At 51.9% G+C, this 21,024-nt stretch carries 22 protein-coding genes; 9 read left to right on the top strand and 13 right to left on the bottom strand.

What is annotated here, in order from left to right; all coding sequences use genetic code 11:
• Positions 1-18: 18 nt before the first annotated feature.
• A complete protein-coding gene (gene cynS / locus KGP21_RS10220) occupies positions 19-489 on the top strand; it encodes a cyanase (RefSeq protein WP_223501176.1) in 471 nt (156 codons plus the stop codon).
• A 63-nt stretch (positions 490-552) separates the two neighbouring features.
• Here cynS and KGP21_RS10215 read toward each other — a convergent pair whose 3' ends face one another.
• Both KGP21_RS10215 and KGP21_RS10210 read right to left on the bottom strand, forming a co-directional pair.
• Complete coding sequence (locus tag KGP21_RS10215; RefSeq protein ID WP_223501510.1) at positions 553-897, bottom strand: antibiotic biosynthesis monooxygenase; 345 nt, start codon at positions 895-897, stop codon at positions 553-555.
• Complete coding sequence (locus tag KGP21_RS10210; protein WP_209527876.1) at positions 878-1,855, bottom strand: cytochrome P450; 978 nt, start codon at positions 1,853-1,855, stop codon at positions 878-880. Before KGP21_RS10210 ends, KGP21_RS10215 begins: the two co-directional genes overlap by 20 nt.
• A 79-nt stretch (positions 1,856-1,934) precedes the next feature.
• Here KGP21_RS10210 and KGP21_RS10205 point away from each other — a divergent pair, with 79 nt between their 5' ends.
• The 4 genes from KGP21_RS10205 (at position 1,935) to KGP21_RS10190 (ending at position 5,617) form a co-directional block, all read left to right on the top strand.
• Positions 1,935-2,618 (top strand): helix-turn-helix transcriptional regulator, encoded by a 684-nt coding sequence (locus KGP21_RS10205; RefSeq protein WP_021805091.1) that lies wholly within the window; start codon positions 1,935-1,937, stop codon positions 2,616-2,618.
• A 77-nt stretch (positions 2,619-2,695) separates the two neighbouring features.
• Complete coding sequence (locus KGP21_RS10200; RefSeq protein ID WP_021805092.1) at positions 2,696-3,403, top strand: glutathione S-transferase N-terminal domain-containing protein; 708 nt, start codon at positions 2,696-2,698, stop codon at positions 3,401-3,403.
• A 138-nt stretch (positions 3,404-3,541) separates the two neighbouring features.
• Positions 3,542-4,954: an alkaline phosphatase gene (gene phoA, locus KGP21_RS10195; protein WP_223501175.1), complete on the top strand. Its 1,413-nt coding sequence runs from the start codon at positions 3,542-3,544 to the stop codon at positions 4,952-4,954.
• A 219-nt stretch (positions 4,955-5,173) separates the two neighbouring features.
• Positions 5,174-5,617: a helix-turn-helix domain-containing protein gene (locus KGP21_RS10190; RefSeq protein WP_021180553.1), complete on the top strand. Its 444-nt coding sequence runs from the start codon at positions 5,174-5,176 to the stop codon at positions 5,615-5,617.
• A 102-nt stretch (positions 5,618-5,719) separates the two neighbouring features.
• On the opposite strand, the gene KGP21_RS10185 is transcribed toward KGP21_RS10190, so the two are convergent.
• From KGP21_RS10185 to KGP21_RS10170, 4 genes are all read right to left on the bottom strand, one after another.
• Entirely contained in the window at positions 5,720-6,751 is a 1,032-nt protein-coding gene (locus KGP21_RS10185) for a fimbrial protein (RefSeq protein WP_059200288.1), read from the bottom strand.
• Positions 6,748-9,306 carry a fimbria/pilus outer membrane usher protein gene (locus KGP21_RS10180; protein ID WP_223501173.1) on the bottom strand — a complete coding sequence of 853 codons (2,559 nt, stop codon included), beginning with the start codon at positions 9,304-9,306 and terminating at the stop codon, positions 6,748-6,750. Before KGP21_RS10180 ends, KGP21_RS10185 begins: the two co-directional genes overlap by 4 nt.
• A gap of 74 nt (positions 9,307-9,380) precedes the next feature.
• Entirely contained in the window at positions 9,381-10,112 is a 732-nt protein-coding gene (locus KGP21_RS10175) for a molecular chaperone (RefSeq protein ID WP_021180550.1), read from the bottom strand.
• Between the two features lie 168 nt (positions 10,113-10,280).
• On the bottom strand, positions 10,281-10,838 hold the full coding sequence (locus KGP21_RS10170; RefSeq protein ID WP_021180549.1) for a fimbrial protein: 558 nt from the start codon (positions 10,836-10,838) through the stop codon (positions 10,281-10,283).
• Positions 10,839-11,309: 471 nt separating this feature from the next.
• Here KGP21_RS10170 and KGP21_RS10165 point away from each other — a divergent pair, with 471 nt between their 5' ends.
• Together KGP21_RS10165 and KGP21_RS10160 are read left to right on the top strand one after the other, a co-directional pair.
• Positions 11,310-12,026, top strand: coding sequence for an EAL domain-containing protein (locus tag KGP21_RS10165; protein ID WP_021805096.1), 717 nt, complete (start codon positions 11,310-11,312; stop codon positions 12,024-12,026).
• A gap of 21 nt (positions 12,027-12,047) precedes the next feature.
• Positions 12,048-12,638: a LuxR family transcriptional regulator gene (locus KGP21_RS10160; protein ID WP_024527543.1), complete on the top strand. Its 591-nt coding sequence runs from the start codon at positions 12,048-12,050 to the stop codon at positions 12,636-12,638.
• Between the two features lie 79 nt (positions 12,639-12,717).
• Here the strand turns inward: KGP21_RS10160 and KGP21_RS10155 are convergent, their stop codons facing one another.
• The 4 genes from KGP21_RS10155 to KGP21_RS10140 form a co-directional block, all read right to left on the bottom strand.
• The gene (locus KGP21_RS10155; protein WP_024527542.1) at positions 12,718-12,966 is read right to left on the bottom strand and encodes a YdgH/BhsA/McbA-like domain containing protein; all 249 of its coding nucleotides are present in this window, start codon (positions 12,964-12,966) and stop codon (positions 12,718-12,720) included.
• A gap of 63 nt (positions 12,967-13,029) precedes the next feature.
• The gene (locus KGP21_RS10150) at positions 13,030-13,320 is read right to left on the bottom strand and encodes a pentapeptide MXKDX repeat protein (protein WP_021805098.1); all 291 of its coding nucleotides are present in this window, start codon (positions 13,318-13,320) and stop codon (positions 13,030-13,032) included.
• A 60-nt stretch (positions 13,321-13,380) separates the two neighbouring features.
• Positions 13,381-14,169 carry a molybdopterin-dependent oxidoreductase gene (locus tag KGP21_RS10145; RefSeq protein WP_021805099.1) on the bottom strand — a complete coding sequence of 263 codons (789 nt, stop codon included), beginning with the start codon at positions 14,167-14,169 and terminating at the stop codon, positions 13,381-13,383.
• A gap of 10 nt (positions 14,170-14,179) precedes the next feature.
• On the bottom strand, positions 14,180-14,779 hold the full coding sequence (locus KGP21_RS10140; protein ID WP_021805100.1) for a cytochrome b/b6 domain-containing protein: 600 nt from the start codon (positions 14,777-14,779) through the stop codon (positions 14,180-14,182).
• A gap of 150 nt (positions 14,780-14,929) precedes the next feature.
• Between KGP21_RS10140 and KGP21_RS10135 the strand changes: the two genes are divergently transcribed.
• Positions 14,930-15,643 carry a response regulator transcription factor gene (locus KGP21_RS10135; RefSeq protein WP_037375074.1) on the top strand — a complete coding sequence of 238 codons (714 nt, stop codon included), beginning with the start codon at positions 14,930-14,932 and terminating at the stop codon, positions 15,641-15,643.
• Positions 15,644-15,646: 3 nt separating this feature from the next.
• Positions 15,647-17,113, top strand: a complete 1,467-nt coding sequence (locus tag KGP21_RS10130; protein WP_223538044.1) for a HAMP domain-containing sensor histidine kinase — start codon at positions 15,647-15,649, stop codon at positions 17,111-17,113.
• A 77-nt stretch (positions 17,114-17,190) separates the two neighbouring features.
• On the opposite strand, the gene KGP21_RS10125 is transcribed toward KGP21_RS10130, so the two are convergent.
• From KGP21_RS10125 to KGP21_RS10115, 3 genes are all read right to left on the bottom strand, one after another.
• Positions 17,191-19,284 carry a fimbria/pilus outer membrane usher protein gene (locus tag KGP21_RS10125; RefSeq protein WP_223538042.1) on the bottom strand — a complete coding sequence of 698 codons (2,094 nt, stop codon included), beginning with the start codon at positions 19,282-19,284 and terminating at the stop codon, positions 17,191-17,193.
• Between the two features lie 89 nt (positions 19,285-19,373).
• A complete protein-coding gene (locus KGP21_RS10120) occupies positions 19,374-19,862 on the bottom strand; it encodes a hypothetical protein (RefSeq protein WP_021805103.1) in 489 nt (162 codons plus the stop codon).
• Between the two features lie 402 nt (positions 19,863-20,264).
• Positions 20,265-20,930 carry a LuxR C-terminal-related transcriptional regulator gene (locus KGP21_RS10115; RefSeq protein WP_021805104.1) on the bottom strand — a complete coding sequence of 222 codons (666 nt, stop codon included), beginning with the start codon at positions 20,928-20,930 and terminating at the stop codon, positions 20,265-20,267.
• Positions 20,931-21,024 lie beyond the last annotated feature (94 nt).

Below are 21,024 nucleotides of genomic sequence, written 5' to 3'. Positions count from 1 at the left end.
AAACCTCTAGGAGTTAACATGACACAATCACTACATAGCGTTTCAGCACGCCAAAGCCTGACCGACGTCATCATGGACGCTAAAGTCCGTAAGGGCCTGACCTTCGAGGCGATTAACCAAGGCACCGGCTTGAGCCTGGCGTTTGTTACCGCCGCGCTGCTTGGCCAGCATCCGTTACCGGAACAGGCCGCCCGTGCAGTAGCGACAAAGCTGGATTTGGATGAAGATGCGGTGCGCCTGCTGCAAACCATCCCGGTGCGCGGCAGTATCCCCGGCGGTGTGCCGACAGACCCGACCATCTACCGTTTCTACGAGATGGTGCAGATCTACGGCTCAACCCTGCGGGCGCTGGTGCATGAACAATTTGGTGACGGGGTGATCAGCGCGATCAACTTCAAGCTGGATATCAAAAAGGTCCAGGACCCCGATGGCGGTGAACGTGCGGTGATCACGCTGGATGGTAAGTACCTGCCAACCAAGCCATTCTAATAATTATGCTGTTAAATTATTAAGTTAATATAATCCAGCACCGGAACCCCGGCGCTGGATCACTCAACCATGAAAATAGCGGCTATCCGCCGGAGCCTCTTCACGCGGTTCCAACCCATAATCCCGCACCACCTCGGCCACCCGCAGCCGGTAGTATTCCAGCACCTCATGCCTGCCACGCGCCTGGGCCCGACGGTGTTGCTCCAGGTTGCGCCACTGCTGTACCGCCGCCTCGTCACGCCAGAACGACAGCGAGAGCAACTTGTCCGGCTCGCTCAGACTCTGAAAACGTTCGATAGAGATAAAGCCGTCAATTTCTGCCAGCAACGGTTTCAGCTCCGCCGCCAACTCTAGATAGGTTTCCCGCTGCCCAGCGGCAGCCCGTAGTTCAAAAATCACCGCGATCATCATCGTTCTCCTCGGCAGTATAAAATTCGGGTACGCGCGCATTTTGCGAAACGCGCCAACGAAAATGGCTTAACAGTTCGGGCTTAAGGTGGTGTTTGGATAAATGGCCGATCCCCACCAAGGCAATCAACCGTGCCCAACGTTCTCCCGGGCAGCGATGAGCACCATAACCGAAGGCAAAACTTTCCTGCGGCGTTTTCAACTGCACCAATACGCTCTGCCCCACCGCCAGCTCTTGACCATCAAGCAACGTAGCCTGTCGCGCAAACCTGCGGGTAGTATGGATCGGCGGAGTTTGCAGCAACACCGCCAGGATCAACTCTTCTGCTGACTGATGAGGTTGATTTGCCAGCAACAGCGTCTGGCCGATTAATCCGGCGGTGCCTTCACAAGCCTGGAACAACAGCCCGATGGCATTGGCGATCGCCAACGAGCGATCGCCAATGTGTTGGCACAGTTGTTCAAACAACGGTCCATCAGCCAGTTGCATCCGGATCTGCAACTTCCCGGCAGCCGCCGCCCCCACAGCCATCTGCTCTGCGCTGCCGCCAGGAGCAATACAGCGCACAAAGTCCAACACCTCATCCACCAAGACAGATCGATCCTGATGGGCTACGCCCAATAAGTCAGCCAGTACGCAGATCGGCAAAGCGTAGTTAAACCGGGTGAGCTGCTCTGCCGTTGTCAAACTGGCCGCTAACCGTTGAGCCACGTAAACCGTGGTCTGGCGGATCTCATCATCGGTGATAGCGGCCAGCGCCACCTCGATCGCTCCCTTTAATTCACGCTGCACGGCACCATCATTCATACGTACCAGAGAGGCGAAAATCGATTGAGCGGGCGTCCCAATTAAAGCTGCGGGCACCGGCTCATCCGTGGGGCGAACGCCGAGTTGAGGATGGGTTAAGGCTTCACGCACCGCTTGCCGCGATGCAACTGAAAAGGGGCAGGCCGTCATGGCAATTTCCTTCCGATAAGCATAGAGAGCAGCCATTGTCGGGTTAGACGAGCAGCAATACTTCGGTTATTCTCGAAGTATGAATGACAATACGCTTGAAGACCGCCTGGCCGCACTGACGGCCGCTATCGCCGATCGCACCCGAGCGCGCATGCTGTGCCTGTTGATGGATGGGCGCGCCTATACCGCAACGGAGCTGAGTGCGGCAGTGGACGTCGCGGCCTCCACCGCCAGCAGCCATCTGGCACGCTTGCAGGAACAGAACCTGATCGGCTGCGTCAAACAGGGCCGCAATCGCTTTTACCGCCTGGCGGGCAAACCGGTGGCCGACATGCTGGAAAGCCTGATGGCGTTGGCCGGCGTAGAACGCCCAACGGTCAAAAGCAGCACCCCGGCCTCATTACGTTATGCACGCACCTGCTATGACCACATGGCCGGTGAGATCGCGGTCCAATTACATCATCAGTTGCTGGCGCGGGCCTGGCTAATCGGGGATAACGACTATCAGCTCAGTGAGTCTGGGCAGGCTGCCTTGACACAGTTGGGTATCGACTGCTCTCCGGCCCCGACCCGGCGGCGCTTTGCCTGCGATTGTCTGGACTGGAGCGAACGCAAGGCCCATCTCGGTGGCGCACTGGGCGCTGCCATGTTAGCTGCATTTGAAAAACGCGGATGGGTTCAGCGCCAGCTAGACAGCCGTGAGCTGCAACTGACCGCCACAGGTCGAAAAGCACTGAGCACACATTTTGGCCTGGCGCTTTGAATACCTGGCGCGCTAGCTTTACTGCCATACTCAATGAGTTTTCCTGTTGACGATCCCGTCGCTTCCGAGGAGTTATCATGTCCGATATTACCCTGTTCCCGATCGCCAAACGTTGGCCCGCCAAGCATCCTGAACGGTTACAACTCTACTCGCTGCCGACCCCTAACGGGGTGAAAGTTTCCATCATGCTCGAAGAGATCGGCCTACCCTATGAGGCCCACCTGATCGACATCGGCAAAAATGAAACCTGGACGCCGGAGTTCCTGTCGCTCAACCCTAACGGTAAAATCCCGGCGATCCTCGATCCTGCTGGCCCGGACGGTAAGCCGTTTGCGCTGTTCGAGTCCGGGGCAATCCTGCTATATCTGGCAGAGAAATGCGGCAAGTTGTTACCCAAAGACCCCGCCCAACGTTATGAAACCATCCAGTGGGTATTTTTCCAGATGGCGTCCGTGGGGCCAATGTTCGGCCAGCTAGGCTTCTTCCACAAATTCGCCGGGCGCGAATATGAAGACAAACGGCCGTTTGAGCGCTACCAGAAAGAGTCCAAACGGCTGCTGGGTGTGCTGGAAGAGCGGCTGCAAGGGCGTGATTGGATTATGGGGTCGGAATATACCATTGCCGACATTTCCCTACTCGGCTGGGTACGCAACCTGATCGGTTTTTATGAAGCGCGCGACGTGGTGGAGTTCGACAATTTCCCCCTTGTTGGCCAATGGCTGGAACGTGGACTGGCAAGACCAGCCGTACAACGCGGCATTAATATTCCTGCCCGCCAAGTCTGATAACCTATTGGGATTGCCAGGAAAGGCTATCCCTTTTCCCACCTCGCTCGTCATAAAAATGTCACTTTCCTGCTCTACTCTCCGATGTAACAAAATAATGCCAACAATATTTTTGTATTACGACAAGGAGCCCTACCCATGCAACAGTCCGTTTCTCTGATCGCCGGTGCCCTATTATCCGCTCTGTTATGCTCCACCGCCCTGGCTGACAACAATCAACTCAACAACCGCGCGGCTCGTGGCGATATTACCGAACCCGGCGGTGCACGCCGTTTGGCAGGCGATCAAACCGCCGCACTGCAAGCATCGCTGTCGAATAAAACCGCTAAAAACGTGATCCTGCTGATCGGCGACGGCATGGGCGATTCGGAAATCACCGGCGCACGCAACTATGCGGAAGGCGCAGGCGGTTACTTCAAAGGGATCGATGCTTTGCCGCTAACCGGCCAATACACCCACTACTCGCTGGATAAGAAAAGCCATCAGCCGGACTATGTCACCGACTCTGCCGCCTCGGCCACCGCCTGGGCTACCGGCGTCAAGACCTACAACGGCGCGTTGGGCGTAGATGTGAACGGCAAAGATCAACCGACGATTTTGGAACTGGCCAAGGCCGCGGGTAAAGCCACCGGCAACGTCTCTACGGCGGAGCTGCAAGATGCCACACCGGCAGCACTGGTTTCGCACGTAACCTCCCGCAAGTGCTACGGCCCAGAGGAAACCAGTGAGCAATGCGCCAGTAACGCGCTGGAAAATGGCGGACATGGTTCTATCACCGAGCAGTTGATTAAAACCCGTGCCGACGTCACGCTGGGCGGCGGAGCAAAATCCTTCGCTCAGTTGGCGAAAAGCGGTGAATGGCAGGGGAAAACGCTGAAGGCCCAGGCCGCCGCATTGGGCTACCAATGGGTGGAGGATGCCGAGAGCCTGAACGCGATTAACCTAGCCAATCAGCAAAAGCCGCTGCTGGGCCTGTTTGCGCCAGGCAATATGCCTGTACGCTGGAAGGGACCGAAAGCCTCCTACCACGGTAATCTCGATCAGCCTGCGGTGACCTGCGAGAATAACCCTGAGCGCAGCGCCAATGTGCCAACGCTGGCAGCGATGACCGAGAAAGCCATCGAGTTGCTGAAGAACAACCCGAACGGTTTCTTCCTGCAGGTCGAAGGAGCGTCCATCGACAAGCAGGATCATGATGCCAACCCATGCGGCCAATTTGGTGAAACGGTCGATCTGGATGAAGCGGTACAAAAAGCGCTGGAGTTCGCCCGCGCCGACGGTAATACCCTGGTGATCGTCACCGCCGACCACGCTCACTCCAGCCAGATTATTGCCGCCAAAGCTAAAGCACCGGGGCTGACCCAATCATTAACCACCAAAGACGGCGCGGTGATGACCATCAGCTATGGCAACTCGGAAGAAGGCTCCCAGGGCCATACCGGTACCCAGTTGCGCATTGCCGCTTATGGCCCGCATGCCGCCAACATCGTGGGGCTGACCGATCAGACCGACCTGTTCTTCACCATGCGCGACGCCATGAACATCAAGTGATCCACACGGGCACAGCATGCTGTGCCCCTACCTATTTCCCTATTCCCCCGCCCAATTAACTAAACCCCTACCCCTGACGGAGCATTTTTCGCCACGTCAATTATCCAAGTTTACCCTTGCGTAACTGCCGATGCGCGCCTATTATCAAAGAATAATCTTGGATTATTAAGTCCCATTTGACGGTTACCCGAATGTCGTCGCTGCAGGAGAATTAAACCAATGGATCGCGCCAATATCATTCACGATTTGCTGAACTGGATCGAAAACCACCTGGATCAACCGCTGCTGCTGGATAACGTGGCTGCAAAATCTGGCTACTCCAAATGGCATCTGCAACGTATGTTCCGCAGTACCACTGGCCATGCGCTCGGCAGCTATATCCGCGAACGCCGTTTGTCGAAGGCCGCACAGGCATTACGCGCTACCCCCCGGCCGATTCTGGACATTGCCCTGCAGTTCCATTTTGATTCCCAGCCTTCATTTTCCCGGGCCTTTAAAAAGCAGTTTGGTGAAACGCCGGCGGTCTATCGCCGCACGCCGCAGCAAGATGAAGTGGCGCTCTCCTCAGAGCACAGCTATCGGCACAGCACACCGAGCCTGCATTCACTCTACAAACGCCAATGCGTAGACGAAGGCTGCACCAACTGGGTCGGCCAGCGTTAAAAGCAAAAAGGCCAACGGGTGTCTAAACCCATTGGCCTTTTCAGATCCCGTTAAACGGATGCAACAACGCCGCCCCTACGTGTCGAACTGGCTGACGTCTTATCAGTTATATTCTAGGGTAAAGGTGGCAATCGACTTGATGGTGCCGCCCTTCATTTTTGCTGCGGTCTGGTAGTAACGCGCCTTGAGCGGCAAGGTGATGGTATTGGTCTGGTTGGCAATGGTATGCCCGGCATATACCGCCGTGCCGCTAGTGATTGGCGTTGAGTTTTTGCCGGTCAGCAGTTGGACACCAACGCCGCTGGCGGCATTGCTATCCTGTACCGGCTGGAGCACACCCGGTGCATTCGAGGTATCGCGGGTATAGTCAAAACGTACGTTCACCAGCCCCTCCCCTGTACCACCAGGCAACAGTTCCGTCCCCGAACCACCTACGCAGTTGATGTTAATCGAAAAGTCCTGCTCTGCGGCAGTACTGCCCACGCCTTTGAACGCCGCAGTAGCTACCGTACTCAGGTTGATCACCTTATTTTTGGAACCGGCGTCCACCGAACAGGATGAGGTGACGATAGTGATACTATTCGCCAATACGTGAGAGATCAGGATCGGTCTGGAAGGCCCCGTCCCATCCGCATAGTAAGAAGAATACTGCCCGGGGGCTAACGAACCGGTACCGGTATTCTGGGCAATTTTGATCACCTCAACCACAAAATACCCCTCAGCCAGATACACCCCGCCGTTGCGGTAGATCTCGTGCGGGTAATAGGCACCTTCCTGCGAGCCGATCTGGCGATAAAGCCGCAGCCCCACTCCCGGTACGTTGGTGGTCCAGATTTTGTCACTGATCGAACTCGGCCCACCTTGTAAAATGCGGCCGTACAACGTGCTATTACCGCTGCAAGAAATATTGTTATCCCGACTGATATCGAATTTGCCAGTGGCCAGGATATCGCCCACCTTGGTATCCGGCGTAATCAATACCCTGCCGACGTTCATGATGATGTCCTGCGGCCTGGTCGTGTTAACCCGGCATTGAGCATAAGCCTGTTGCCCGGCCAACATCAGTAACATAAACAGCATGGCTTGTTTAGGGCGCTGGCGCATGGCGGTGAATTTATGGATAAGGTTGATCATTTGCAGCTCGCCTCGATAATTTCGTAATCAGTGCTGTTTTGTGCTTTGGCCTGGTAGTTCACGGCACACTGTTGTGTCGGCTGAGTCCCCCATTTCACCAATAGCAGCCCCCGTAACGCTTCGGTACGCAGATAGATACGGCTGCCCTGGCCGACGATGCCGACCACCTGGTTACGGGTATCCAATACTTCGGCACCAAAAGGTAACGCCGTGTTGTTCGGGCCTAACGCATGGATAATCAGCGCCTGACCTTTGATGGTCTTGAACTCCAGCTTGGCAATCGCACCGGCATAAGGCGCAATTTGCTGGCTACTGCTTTCCAGCTCAACATCGCGTGACATGCCGTTAGGATCCAACGTGACGTTGGTCATACGGTAGGGAGCAACATAAGGCACCACCGCATAGCCGTTGTCATCGATTCGCACCCCAGGAGAGTTGGTGACGATGGCCCCTGCGGCATCCGGCGCTTCAACCAACACCATGGTTTGGCCACGTTGAGGCGTCATGGTCACGCCGCCGCTATGGGCCACAATGCTGCCGGAAGCCCCGATCGACGACTGGCGGAAATCGCGGCCATAGCTGTAAGAACCGTTCATGGTGGCGAAACGGCTGCGGTATTCCCCATTCACACTGGTATTGGTCCCGCCGCTCTGGTCGTTAGCCAAGGTGGCGCTGTAACTGATGTTGTTATCCTCCCCGGTGGAGCCGTTAATCCCGATGCGGCTGCTGTCGTAGCCTTGGTCGTTATAAGCCAATGCGCTGTTCAGGCTGATGTTTTGCGAGCCAATGTTGAACGGGATCGAGAAATTCAGGAAGTAACGGGTTTCATCGTGGTTATAAGTATCGGTGGTACGCATGGCGGACAAACCGTAGGTAACTCGACCGATGAAGTTGTTGTAGCCCACCTGATACTGTTTGGAGGTACCGCCACGGTTCCAGTAATCGCGCACCGAACCGGTGATATACAGCGATCCCAGATTGGCACCCAGCCCCTGGTTCAGCGTGAGCTGATATTCACTGCGCTGGCGGTTAACCGCATCGGCACTTAAGCCCCGGCTCTCGTTATCACGGGCATACACCGCATCACGCAGTGACAGATAGCCGGAAGTCGAGTAGCGGTAGGCCGCAATGGTGAAGTTGGTGTTGGTTTCCGACATCAGCTTGCTGTAGCTGATTTTGTAGCTCTGGCCGGACATATCGCCCTGTTTCAGGCGGGTGTTGGCCTGAGTCACGTCGACGGCAAAAGCCCCCAACGGTGTTGCCACCGCACTCCCCAGCAGCACCGCGCTGTAACCGTCACTCACGGTCGCACCGGTATACCCGGTCAGAATATTGGTAAACCCGCGCTGATAAGTCGCCTGGAACATCTCGGGCAAGGTATGTAAATTATCATCGCGAACTTGGCCTGCGGTTAACGCATAGCGCTGGATCCCCGGGCGCAACATCTGCGCCACCGAAGCATAGGGAACGCTAAACTGGCGCACAGAACCATCGGCTTCATTGACCGTCACGTCCAGATCGCCGCCGTAGCCGGTAGGGAACAGATCGTTAATCACGAACTCACCCGGCGCTACCGTGGTTTGATAGATCAACTGGTTGTTCTGGCGAACTTCCACCAAGGCGTTGCTTTGTGCCACACCGCGCACCACGGGTGCATAGCCGTTAAGGGAGTCCGGCAACATGCGATCGTCGGTACTCAGTTGCGCACCGCGAAAACCGATCGAATCAAAGAAATCCCCGCTGGTAAAGGCATCCCCCAAGGTCAGCATACCGCGCACAGCCGGAATGGCACGCTGCGCATAGGTGGCCGTGTTCTGCCAATGGGTGCTTTCCTGACTACGCCAGTTCACGTTAGAGTCATGGCGCAGTTGCCAACCGGCAATGTTCACCCCGGCGTTCATCGTCAGATAAGCGTTGGTCGAGTCCGAGTTGCCACCGGAATTGGAGCTGTGCGAATTAAAGGCGTTGAAGTTATAGGACAGAAAACCAGCGGTGATGCCGCGATCCCAGAATTTCGGATCGACATAACCCCGTGCGGTACGGCGTAACGCAACCTGCGGAACGCTGACATCCATACGCAAGGTGCTAGTATTGAGGCGGTAAGACGCTTCCGGCACCCATTCCCCCAGCGGCTTGCAGCTGCTGGTCGTCACCGCCGGATCGCTGCCCATTGCCGCAGTATCGACGCCAAACTCTTCCAGAGACAGCAGGTTAAAGCAGGTATCGGCACTGTCTTTACCCGGCACGCTCTTGAATTCGATGTTCTTTTTGCCCTTCCATTCCCCATTGACGTAAACATCCAGAGAATATTTCCCCGCCAATACCGGGTTGCCGTCACGAAAGCGTGAAAGATCCACACCCTGCGCCTGGCCAACCAGGAAATTGCTGTTAAAAGTGGCTTCGACCGGTGCAGCGGCCTGGTTGGCATCGCTTTGAGCCGCTGCCAGGGAAAATGCCGGGGTGGTCAGGCAAAGGGCACTACCGGTCAACAGCAGGATGGATCTGTAATTGAAAAGTGCCGACTTGACGGCGGCAGAGATAGGTAACTCGTTCATATCCATGCATTCCTTTACCAAATTAAGCGTCCCCACCGGCTGACTTCACCTCGCGGCATGGGGCTTTCCAGGAGTTACTTTTGCTGATTTTTGCTGCGTTGAACCCGGCCACCAAAGTCATTGATGGTGGTGTACTCAATATCAGCGATGCGTGAACTGTCACCGGAAAAGGCCAGCGTTTTTTCCTGGCCTGGGGCCAGCATGTCGCCATGCGGTGCCAGCGCGACTTTCTTGCGATTGGCAACGGCATTGATTTCGGTGAAAGAAACATAAAACGGCGTGGGATTTTTCACTTTCACACCGCCCGCCACGAAGCTCCACTGCAGTTTTTCTGGCGCGTCATTGGCTACGCCGCTCAGACCTTCCGGCCGATAGAACAATTTCACACGGGTTCTGAAGGCCACCTGCAGGAAGTTTTCTGGCGTAGTGTCGGCGGCCGTTCCGGTCGGTGCAGGGGGAATTTCCAGCACGTTCAACCAGAACAGAGATTCTTTGTCTTGCGTCAATGCCGAAGTCGTCAGCGAAACACGCAGCGCCTGGCCGCCGTTAGGCTCAATACGGCTGATGGGAGGCGAAATAATAAAGGGAGCCTTGCTGTTTTCTGGCGTCGTTTCCGCGTTGCCCTCATCGATCCAGGCCTGGATCAACGCCGGCGAGGTCCCATTATTGGACAATTGGACGGTCACTTCCCGCTGTTTGGCCGGATAAATAACGCGAGTGCCGTTAACAATAACGCTGGCAAAAGCGCTGCTGCTGAAAAGCACAGCCATCAGCAATACGCTGTATTTCTTAAACGATGTTTTCATTTTAATATCACTACTATAGAAATACAGCGGGGGAAAAGTTTCCACCCGCCAGAATAAATACCCGATGCTTTCACCCCCTGTAATTAGAGGCTATCAGGGCGAAACTATTCGCCCCGAATGCTCACAGGGAGGAAACAACATTTAACTATAAAATGGACGGGTAATAACTTATTGGTAGATGATGGTGTATTGTACGTTTGAGGTTACATCACCGGCGCCCGCAGCGGCAGTTGCGAAATATTCCGCATAGTAGTTCAGGTCTGCTGAATCACCTTCATTGGCAACGGTAACCCACTGGGAGTTGGTCTGTGCGCCGTTGTTGGTGGCAGCCAGAATTGGCAGGAACTGGTTGTTGCTACCCAGCAGCTGGATTTGCACGTTGGTTGCGGCATTGGTTTTGGTTTGGTTATTCAAACGACCCGTTTTGAAATCAACGGTTGAACCTGGTTCGAAATAGGTTGCTACCTGGCCTTTAGAACATTTGGTCAGGTTAATTGCGAATGGAGTACGGCCCGCGGTGGCGCTAACCGCATTCAGGGTAGAAGAAGATACGGTTGGCAGAGTAACGGTAAAATCTTTACCACCTGGGGTGCTGATAGTACAGGTCTGGTCGGTCACTTTACCGTTGAAAGTAATAGTACCATCGGCAGCCTGTGCTGAAAGAGAAGGAATGGCGGTGGCGCATACAGTCAGTGCTAATACAGCGGACAGCTTAGAGATTTTCATATTTTCGACTCTCGGTGAATTAATACATCCGTTAAGTACATTCAACGATGCTACTCCCTGTCAGGAATGAAGCCCGATGAATCCATTGCCCGGCGAAATATAGTCCAAGAACATTCTCATTGATAAATCGTTTAAAACATTCATAACGCCCCTCATGATAGGAAAAAACCATCAACAAATACCTATCGATCGATGTTGACGATTTACCCGGTTCGTAATAATCTTAATTAGTCAAGTTTAGCGGTCAAAAAATTCGATAAAACGCCGTAAAACCAGAATATAACTCTGTTAATGCGCTTTCAGCCATCTTGAGCGCAAGCCTGTTCCCTCTGAAATTTCAATCTTTTAGGGGAATTTACCACCAGGTAAGATGATTCTTTCTTTAATAAGATTATTACCAATAAACAGCCATTTTTTTCTTTGTTTATTGTTTAAAATCATACAGATAAATTTCAATCAAAGGATTGAGGAATGCGCAGCGATTTTAACGATAAAAATAACGGCATTAATTATGTTTTTCAGCCTATGTTTGCCAAATCGGGGCAACTGCTGGCCGTTGAATGTTTATCACGCTTCTCTTTTGATAGCGAATTTGCGCATTTCTCTCCAGAACAATTCTTTCAGCAGGCCGACCGGGAAACCCGCGTTGAGATCCTGCATCAACAAATTGAATTGATAGAAAAATACCGAGACTGGTTTCAACAACACCAGATCATTGCCACCATCAATGTCGACGACCATTCGCTGCAGGCGCTGGCAAACGGTGCGTTGGCCGATAAAATCCGCGCGATGAATTACCTGCATTTCGAAATCAACGAGAACGCCAGCAGACTGGTAAAAAACCGTGTCCATAACGATCCTTCTTTGAATAATTATTCATTTTGGCTCGACGATTTTGGTTCCGGCTATGCCGGGTTTTCCGCCTTGTATAACAGCCGTTTCCGCTTCGTAAAACTCGATCGACAACTGCTGTGGGACTTTATGAAAAAGCCCGGCGGTGAAGGGTTGATGCGCGCCTTGCTGCGTTTTTTTCACCTGAATCATTACCGGGTGATTATCGAAGGAGTTGAAACGCATGAACAAAAAAAATGGTTGGACGAAATGCCTTATTATGCACTACAGGGGAAGTTGTGGCAGGAATCCAGCATCAAAGATTTAAATCAGCTGCTTGCTGCTGAATACTTTTAACTCATTATGGGTATCCCCAATATGTCTAAAAACAATGTCCTGGTGATTAGTGAGTGTAAGTACAGCTATGTCGGGCTTTCAATGCTGTTGAAAAAGCATTATGGCAAGTACGATATCAAGCTGTTTTCGGACTTTATGCACGGTGGTGCGAAGGCGGAGAAAATTATCAAGCATGATATTGCGCTGATTTTCACCTCGCAAAATCTGGAACAAAGCGTCAACGTGATCGAAAGCCTGGTGTCTGTGCATCAGCAACACATGAGCTCAACGCGTATTCTGGTGTTTTATGATGATGAACGGGTGGCCAAACTGTTGGCGATCCTGGGGATCTCGGTGGAACTGGTATCGGCACGTATGCCGCTTTATTTACTAGAAGAAAAAGTGGAAAACCTGTTGGCGAGTGAAGAGTCTGGGCAATTAAAGGTGCAGAAAACCCGCGAGCTCAGCCCAGCAGAAAGCGATGTGATCTTCAACCTGTTGCGCGGCGATAGTCTGCTGAACATTGCGGCCAAGCGAGGCACCCATCCGAAAACCATTTTTTCACAGAAATACAGTGCATTGAAGAAATTGCGTCTGCGTAATATGAGCACTATTTTCGTCACCAACGGCTGACTCAGGCGAGTATAGTAAAGGGGCGAGTTCATCGATTGAACGTCGCCCCTCGTCGATATACCACCATGCCCTCTCCCGATTATTTATACAAATCCGCAGTGCCGTAAACGTGGTTATTAACGGTAACCGAGGTAATGCGATAGGCACTTGCCCCCTGCCGTTGCGCATCGGCGGCGATCGCCTGTTCAAAGCTGCTCAACGTTGTCGTCTGGCTGGAAACCTCTCCGATTTTTTGCAGCCCTTGTGCAGCACTGCTTGTTACCGGCATGGCCGCCATGACACCGCTGCTGGCTGCTGCCAGCACCAAAGCCAAAATTACAGTTTTCATCATAAAATCCTCTCACTAGCTTGGTGATAACCGGCAGCAAAAGCCGCCGGAGGGATTATGCCTCTACTGACTCATAGCGTCTTTCTTCATACCCTCTTTAGCCATGGAATCTTTCTTCATGCTGTCTTTGGCCATGTGATCCTTCTTCATATCATCTTTGGCCATTGAGTCCTTCTTCACGCAGTCTTTACCCATGCACTCTTTTTTCATGCCCTGTTTAGCCATCCCATCGTGAGACATCTGGCTCATACCGTCCTTTTTCATCGCATCCTTGCCCATGCTATCGGCCGCATTGGCTCCGGTGATACCCAGCATCAGTGCGCTACACATCATCATGGCAAATAACTTTTTCATGGTATTTCCTTTTCTTGGTTAATCGGCACGCGTCGTGCCATGAAACTGCACCGGCGGCAATCAACTACCGCCAAACCAGTTGTAGCCTTGGTCTTCCCAGTAACCACCGGGAAAGTGGTTGGTGACTTCGATCACTTGAATATGTTTGGGATTCTTGTAACCCAGCTTGGTGGGCATCCGCAGTTTCATCGGATAGCCGTATTTACGCGGCAAAATCTGCCCGTCGTAGGTCAGCGCCATCAGCGTTTGCGGATGTAACGCCGTGGCCATATCGATGCTGGTGTAATAGTCATCGGCACATTTAAAGCCGATATAGCGGGCGTTAAGATCTGCGCCAATCGCCTTCAGGAAGGTGGCAAACGGCACCCCACCCCATTTGCCGATGGCGCTCCAGCCTTCGACACAGATGTGCCTGGTGATCTGGCTGATTTGCGTCATCTGGTGCAACTGTGCCAACGTCCAGGGTTGCTTGTGCAGTACCAGCCCCGCCACTTCCAGACGATAATCGTCACCGTTGATATCCGGCGCCTGATCCTCGCTATAGAAGGCATTAAACGGGAATGGCCGAGTGATCATCGATTCGGCATACTCTGGTGCCAGATGGTTGGCATTGAACAGCCAGCCCTGAACCCGATCGTTGAAGCGTGAGATGCGGCTCAAGGCCTGATCTACCTGAGCATTATCACTGAGATCGCAGCCAGTCAGCATCGCCATTCCCCCCAGGGTCAAGCCATTGCGCAGAAAACGGCGGCGCGACGACGATACCAACTGGCGCGCTAACAGACGTTGCGCTTCTTTAACGATATCCTGGCCTTCGCTCAGGCTGAGAGGTTCTTTTTCCGTTTTCATCGGTGTCTCCTTAGCGTCCACGCAACATGGCCAGCAACGTACGTGGCACCAGGGCCACCATCACCAGATGGATCACCACGAAGCCAACCAGCGCCGTCATGGCAAAAAAGTGGATATAGCGCGCCGCGTCGTAGCCCCCAAGCAAGGTACGTAGCAGAGGAAACTGCACAGACTTCCACAACACCAGCCCAGAAAGCACCATCAGGATGCTGACCACGATAGCCACCAGATAAGCCACACGCTGCACCATGTTGTAGTGGCGCAGATCGGCGTGTGACAACTTGCCGCACAGTGCGGCCCAGAGATCGGCCACAAACTGCTTGGGGCTGAGCGGCCAGAATTGGCGTTTAAAGCGGCCACTGAACAGGTTGATCAGCAGATAGCACAGGCCGTTGATGCCAAACAGCCACATACCGGCAAAATGCCATTGCAGCGCGCCCCCCAGCCAACCACCTAGCGTCAGCTCGTTGATAAAACTAAAGTTAAACAACGGGGAAGCGTTATAAATGCGCCAACCGCTGGTGACCATAATCAGCATGGCAAGTGCGTTCAGCCAATGTGTCAGCCTTAGCCACAGCGGGTGGATAAGGGTCTGTTTCGCCGTGATCATCGCTTCTCTCCTGCCCCGTATCGGTTCAATGTCTGCAGTATTCAACGGATTTGTTCCCCAAGACCTCACGCAAAGTTAAATAAAATGTGATCACTTCCAAGGTGGGGGTTGTGTAGACTTCAGGTAGGCCAGTTAACCGCGGTAGAGAAAATGGAAAAGGCAAAACGAATTTTGATCGTCGAAGACGACGGACATATCGCCGAACTGTTGCAACTGCATCTGAGCGATGAAGGCTATGACATCAGCCATGCGGCCGATGGCAATCAGGGTATGGCAATGCTGGAACAAGGGGGTTGGGACGCGCTGATCCTCGATCTGATGCTGCCGGGTATCGATGGCCTGGAAATCTGCCGCCGCGCTCGCAATATGACACGCTATACCCCCATCATTATCACCAGCGCCCGCTCTAGTGAAGTCCACCGGGTACTGGGGTTGGAACTGGGTGCAGACGACTATTTGGCTAAACCCTTTTCCATGCTGGAGCTGGTCGCCCGCGTAAAAGCCCTGTTCCGCCGCCAAGAGGCGATGACCCGTAATCTCCGGATGGAGGCGGGAACGTTAAGCGTGAACGGGCTGGTGATCGATCCCATCGCCCGCGAAGTGTTTCTGAACCAGCAAACGGTGGAACTGACACCGCGCGAGTTCGACCTGCTGTATTTTTTCGCCCGTCATCCCGGCAAAGTGTTTTCCCGCCTCAGCCTGCTCAATCAGGTCTGGGGCTATCAACATGAAGGGTATGAACACACGGTGAACACCCATATTAACCGGCTACGGATCAAGATTGAGCGCAACCCGGCAGAACCCGAGCACATCCTGACCGTGTGGGGCATGGGCTATAAATTCGCGGCTTCGCCGCAAGGGTAAAAGATGAAAAATCTCACGCTGACACAACGCCTGACTCTGGTTTTCGCCCTGCTGCTGCTCATCTGTTGTTCGATCTCCGGTTGGTTACAGGTGCGCAGCAGCACGCAATATAGCCAGGCGGTGATCCAACAGCTTTCCACCAATCTGGCGCAACATATCGCCACCAGCAACCCCCTGTTGAGTTCGCAGGGCTGGAACGATCGGTCGGTGCATACCCTGTTCGATAAACTGATGGCGGTTAATCCGAGCGTTGAGGTTTATCTGCTGGATAAACAAGGCAATATCGTCGGCAACGCGGCGCCTGCCGGGCACATGAAACGCCAAAAGGTCGATCTGTTACCGATACAGACATTGTTGAACGGGGCCGAAATGCCCCTCTATGGTGACGACCCGCGCAATCTTGATAACCAAAAAGTCTTCAGCGCCGCGCCGCTGCGGGTAAATGGCGAGATTGAAGGCTATCTCTACGTAGTGCTGCTGGGGGAAGATTATGATGCGCTGGCCAATAGCGCCCAGATCAACTCTGCCATTTATACCGCGCTGTGGTCGATGGGGCTGGTGGCGCTGTTCGGCCTGCTGGCTGGGGGCTTTGCCTTCCACTGGGTGACACGCCCGATCCGCCGTCTGACCCAGCAGGTTAGTGCGCTGGATGGCGACGGCATCTCAGCACTGCAAACCTATGCCAATGCCCCTGCGGAGAGTCATAGCCGTGATGAGGTCAGCCAGTTGCAGCAGGCATTCCGCCGTATGGCACAGCGCATTACCGAGCAGTGGCAAGCCCTGTCACAACAGGACCAACAACGGCGCGAGTTTATCGCCAATATCTCTCACGATCTGCGTACTCCATTGACCTCGCTGCATGGTTATCTGGAAACGCTGTCGGTGAAATCCGCCAGCCTGACCCCCACCGACCGTCAACGCTATCTGGAGATCGCCCTGGCGCAGAGCCGCAAAGTCGGGCGGTTGGCGCAAGAGCTATTTGAGCTGGCCAGGCTGGAATACGGCGTGGTGAAACCTCAGAAAGAACCTTTCTCTCTCAGTGAGTTGGTGCAGGACGTATTCCAGAAGTTCGAATTGGCCGCCGAGGCTCGCCAGCAGCGCCTGCTTGCCGATATTCAGCCGGGCATTCCCCAGGTGTTTGCCGATCTGAGCATGATGGAGCGGGTGCTGACTAACCTGCTGGATAACGCGATCCGCCATACGCCAAGCGGTGGAGAGATCGAAGTGCGCCTGTGGCCGCAGGGTAATAAGGTGATGGTTCAGATCAATGACAGCGGACCTGGCATTCCCTTGGAGCTGCGCCCGGATCTGTTTATCCGCCCGTCAATTCTCAACCATGCCCGCCGCCATGCGGGGGGTTTGGGGCTGATGATTGTCAAACGCATTCTGCAGTTACACGACAGTGACATTACGCTAGTGGATCAGCCGCATGCTGGAGCCTGCTTTCGTTTCTCCGTGTCGGTACTTTAACTAAAGTACCGACGGCCTGTCCCCAGGGAAGGGGGCTTACGGCATGTCGGCGTCCTGTACCTCTTCGGCACAGCGATTTAATTAAGCAACTCATAATAGGATAAGGCCCCTAATGTCGGCACTTTAACGACTTCATTGGCTGGCTCACCAAACTCCCTCTCCTGGCCTATCTCATCATTGACCACGTTGACCTGATAGGGAATGAGATTGGGGATAATGGCATAACCGCGGCTGTCGGTAACCACATCAACCTGCTCAGGGATCGTCGCATTGGGATGCTTTTTGCTATAAACCAGTGCGTTAGTGTCACCTAACGTTGGCCCTAAGGTAATCCCCGCCTGGTGGGCAACCAATGAACCTGAGCTGTTCGCCGAGTAAAGCGCATAGTTTGTTCCAGACTGGTATCTGATCGCAGATTCACCGGCGGCGTAGCGGTAATTGGCACTCGCCTGATAACTTGCCTTGCTCTGTTTGCCCTTGCGGCTAATCACCCGGTAGTTAAGGTTGTTATTTAAATGCCTACCGCTAACGCCAAGCTCAGTTTGATAGTGATCATAGGGGTTATAGCTGTATCCCAGATTCAGACTGGTGTTATCAATCCCCATTCTCTTTAAGGGTACCCTGAAGGTAATACCAAACAGCATTTCATTTTTTTGCGTAGGGTATTGATAGTATGACAGGTCAAGATCATAGGAAACGTTGACGGTGTTTTGCATAAACCTCAGCGAGTAGAACGTCCGCTTGCCTTGATCTTCTTTGTATTTTTCCTGGTTAATATTGAACGACAAGCTCTGTGAAGTACCAATCAACGCACTTATCGAAAAATCAAAACCATATTCTTTTTTATAGTAATCACAGCAATAATAATCTGTTTTAGCATTATAGGCATAACTATTGAAATCATTAAAGTGAGGCTGTAGATAATACTCGCCATTTAACCTGATGCTGGCATTCGCCTTGTTGAAATTAGCCACATACTGTAAACGCAACTTCTCACCGTTTACCTTGCCCTGCTCTGCCGATGTTATACTGCTGTACTGGTGATTAAAGGTGACATCACCGAATTGATTGAGTCTTTGACCAATACCTAATGAGTGGCTGTAGTAATTGGGCGATATCAGCGCTCCGCCAAATAAAGAGCTTTGTGCAGTGAGACCATATCCAGCGCCTCCCTGAAAGAAAATGGGATTAGACTCTTCCATTCTCTCACTACTCATAAACTTGCCGAATGAGACATCATATTTCCACATGTTCTTATCCAGGATATTGTCCAGTCGACTCCAAGGTACATCATAATAAGCGATGCTACCGTCGCTTTCTCTCACCGTCATGGTAATAGAACCCGATTTGTCAAACAGTTTGATATTTCTCAGCACGAAATCCCCAGCTTGAACCATCGTGCGGTAAACCGGTTTGCCGTTCTGCCGGATCTCAACTTCAGCATCACTGGTGGCCACACCATATACCCAAGGCAACACTGGCCTCTGTGACGAAGGAAACATATTATCGTCAGATGACAATTTTATCCCACGATTAGGGAAGGGATCCAGATAGAAAGTATTATTGTAGCCCTCACCAAAATACAGACGAGAGTTTATCGCGGGGATGTCTCTTTCAGCGTAAAGATCGGAAAACCTTATCCGTTTCTGTGGCATACCCTCATTATCATGAAATTGCCGTGATCTTAATCGCCAATGTTGGTAGTTGATGCCAGACTCTAACTCAACGACTAAGTTATCTTTTCTTTTTCTTCTGATATAACGTTCTCCCTGATATTTTTTATAGTTAACATCATAGTTTATCAGGATAGCTGGAATACCCTCATCTCGATACTCGATAGCCAGGCGAGGATCGGCCTTGACCTCCGTTGACTCTAAGAATGTAAAAAAAAGAAAATTCACCTTATCAATTAAGGTAACGGTAATATTTAATGGATAAAGGTCTTTAACTTTGATACAGCCGGTTTCTGGTACCTCACTCATGTTTTCTGGTGAGAGGATTTCCCATTCTATAAGCTTTTTTCTATCAAAACACGGAAAACCGTCCTCCGCCATGTCCAATTCAATATGACCGATATCCCGGTCCCCTTGGGAGATGTAAAAATACTCACCTGCATGGGCAAAACAGGCTGCCATGAATAGAATAGGAAAAGCGAATAAACTTTTATTCATATTGTTCTGGTGGGAATAATAGAATTTATAAAAATGCACCGGTAGTCATCATTAAACATGCCGGTACATTATTATTGAATTAAAACAGTTTACTTACCTTCGACGGAAGGCAGGATCGCATCCAATTTATCCAACTCACTCATCATGGCACGATAAACATAGAGTTTAGACTGAGCATGGCGCCCATCTAATTTGTTTGTTGCGCCAAGATCACGCAGCTTTTTGAGTAATTTCTGAGTATTTGGTTTGTTGGCATCTGCCTTGGGAATGGCGCTATATTCTGCAAAGAGATCCTGCCACTCTGCTTCCCAAGCCTCTTGCTGGTTGTACCCTGGCGTGATTGCAGTTCTGGTTTTAGCGGCAACGGAACCGCAATACTTATGTGCACCACCGCGTGTGCCGTAAATAACCCAGAGAGGCGATTTTTCCCGAGGATCATTGCCATATGACTGGATATCACTGACGCACTTGGTAACTTCATTACGCATATTTTGCTCTTGGCTGCTGATACCAGCAAAAGCATTCGCTGAGAACACCAGAGTACCGAGCATCAAAAGCCCAATTTTGCTTTTATTCATCTATATAGATCCTTCTAGAATAATTAATTAAAAACATGAATACGCCGTTCTTAAAGGCAGAAGGACCTTAATTTATAGCATTTATTAAGACAATAAAATTCAGCTAAAATGTTTTACTTTCGGATCTTTCATGAGAAATTCTTTAATATAACCAGTAAATTCTCAACTTAACACCGGAAATGATAATATTATCACGCTATTAATAACACCAGGCTGGTCGTTTTATAGTCACTTGTAATGTAAAACAGCGAACGGTTCGCTTACCAGTGTTATATTATAAATCCTGGAATGAAGAATAAAACCAGAATAAAAGTGATTTGCACTGATTTAAGCCAGGTAGATTGACAGTGGAATTGTTTGAACTAACGCAACTGGCATTACCTGAGAAAGAGCTCTTCTCTCTCAGTGAGGTGGAGCAGGATGTATGCCCGAAATGGCAGTTTCATCCCAGTAGCGGGTTCTGAACGCCAACAGCAGCTGCATAAAGCCAACCTGATTCAGCCCCAACTTGCGCATAATATTCAGCTTATGGGTGCAGACGGTCTTATAGCTGCGCCCGATAACCTGAGCGGCATGCTGTGCATTGGCTCCGGCAACCATCAATCCCAGGATACGCCATTCACAACCTGATAATGGCCGCAGTTCCTGCAACAACAGTTGCCGCATCGCTGGGCTACGATAACTGGCGGTGGGATGAGCCGCCGAAATGGCTGCCAGTAAATAATTCACACTATCGCGCTTGGCCACTAATGAGAGGTGTTTTTGCGTTGCAAGCAGCGACAAAATATCCGGGTTGATGATATCGGTGAAAACCACCAAAGACGCCTTTGGCCAAAGCGTACCGAAGCTCAACACGAATCGCACTACCTGATAAATTTCTTCGGTATGATGGTAGAGCTCCATAATAACCGTTTGCTGTTCATTATCATTGAGTGATGAGACAATATCTTTCAGTCGACTTAGATGGCTGATTTTTTTATTTTTCGGGTCAATCAACGCCTGCAGGCCGATCTTTACCAAAGGATGGGGCTCAAAGAGAATAGACGTCTCGTTATAGAAGGCATACATAATTAATTATCCAATTGAAAATATTTTATTTTTTAGTTTATAAAAACCACCTGAAACCCGCGTTCCTTGCCGAATGGTCAATAAAATCCAATCT

Origin of the sequence: Serratia sp. JSRIV004 (assembly GCF_019968705.1) — a bacterium.
In the GTDB taxonomy this organism is placed as follows: Bacteria; Pseudomonadota; Gammaproteobacteria; order Enterobacterales; family Enterobacteriaceae; genus Chania; species Chania fonticola_B.
Note: the sequence above shows the minus strand (reverse complement) of the source record. Positions and strands in the feature narration are given on the sequence as shown.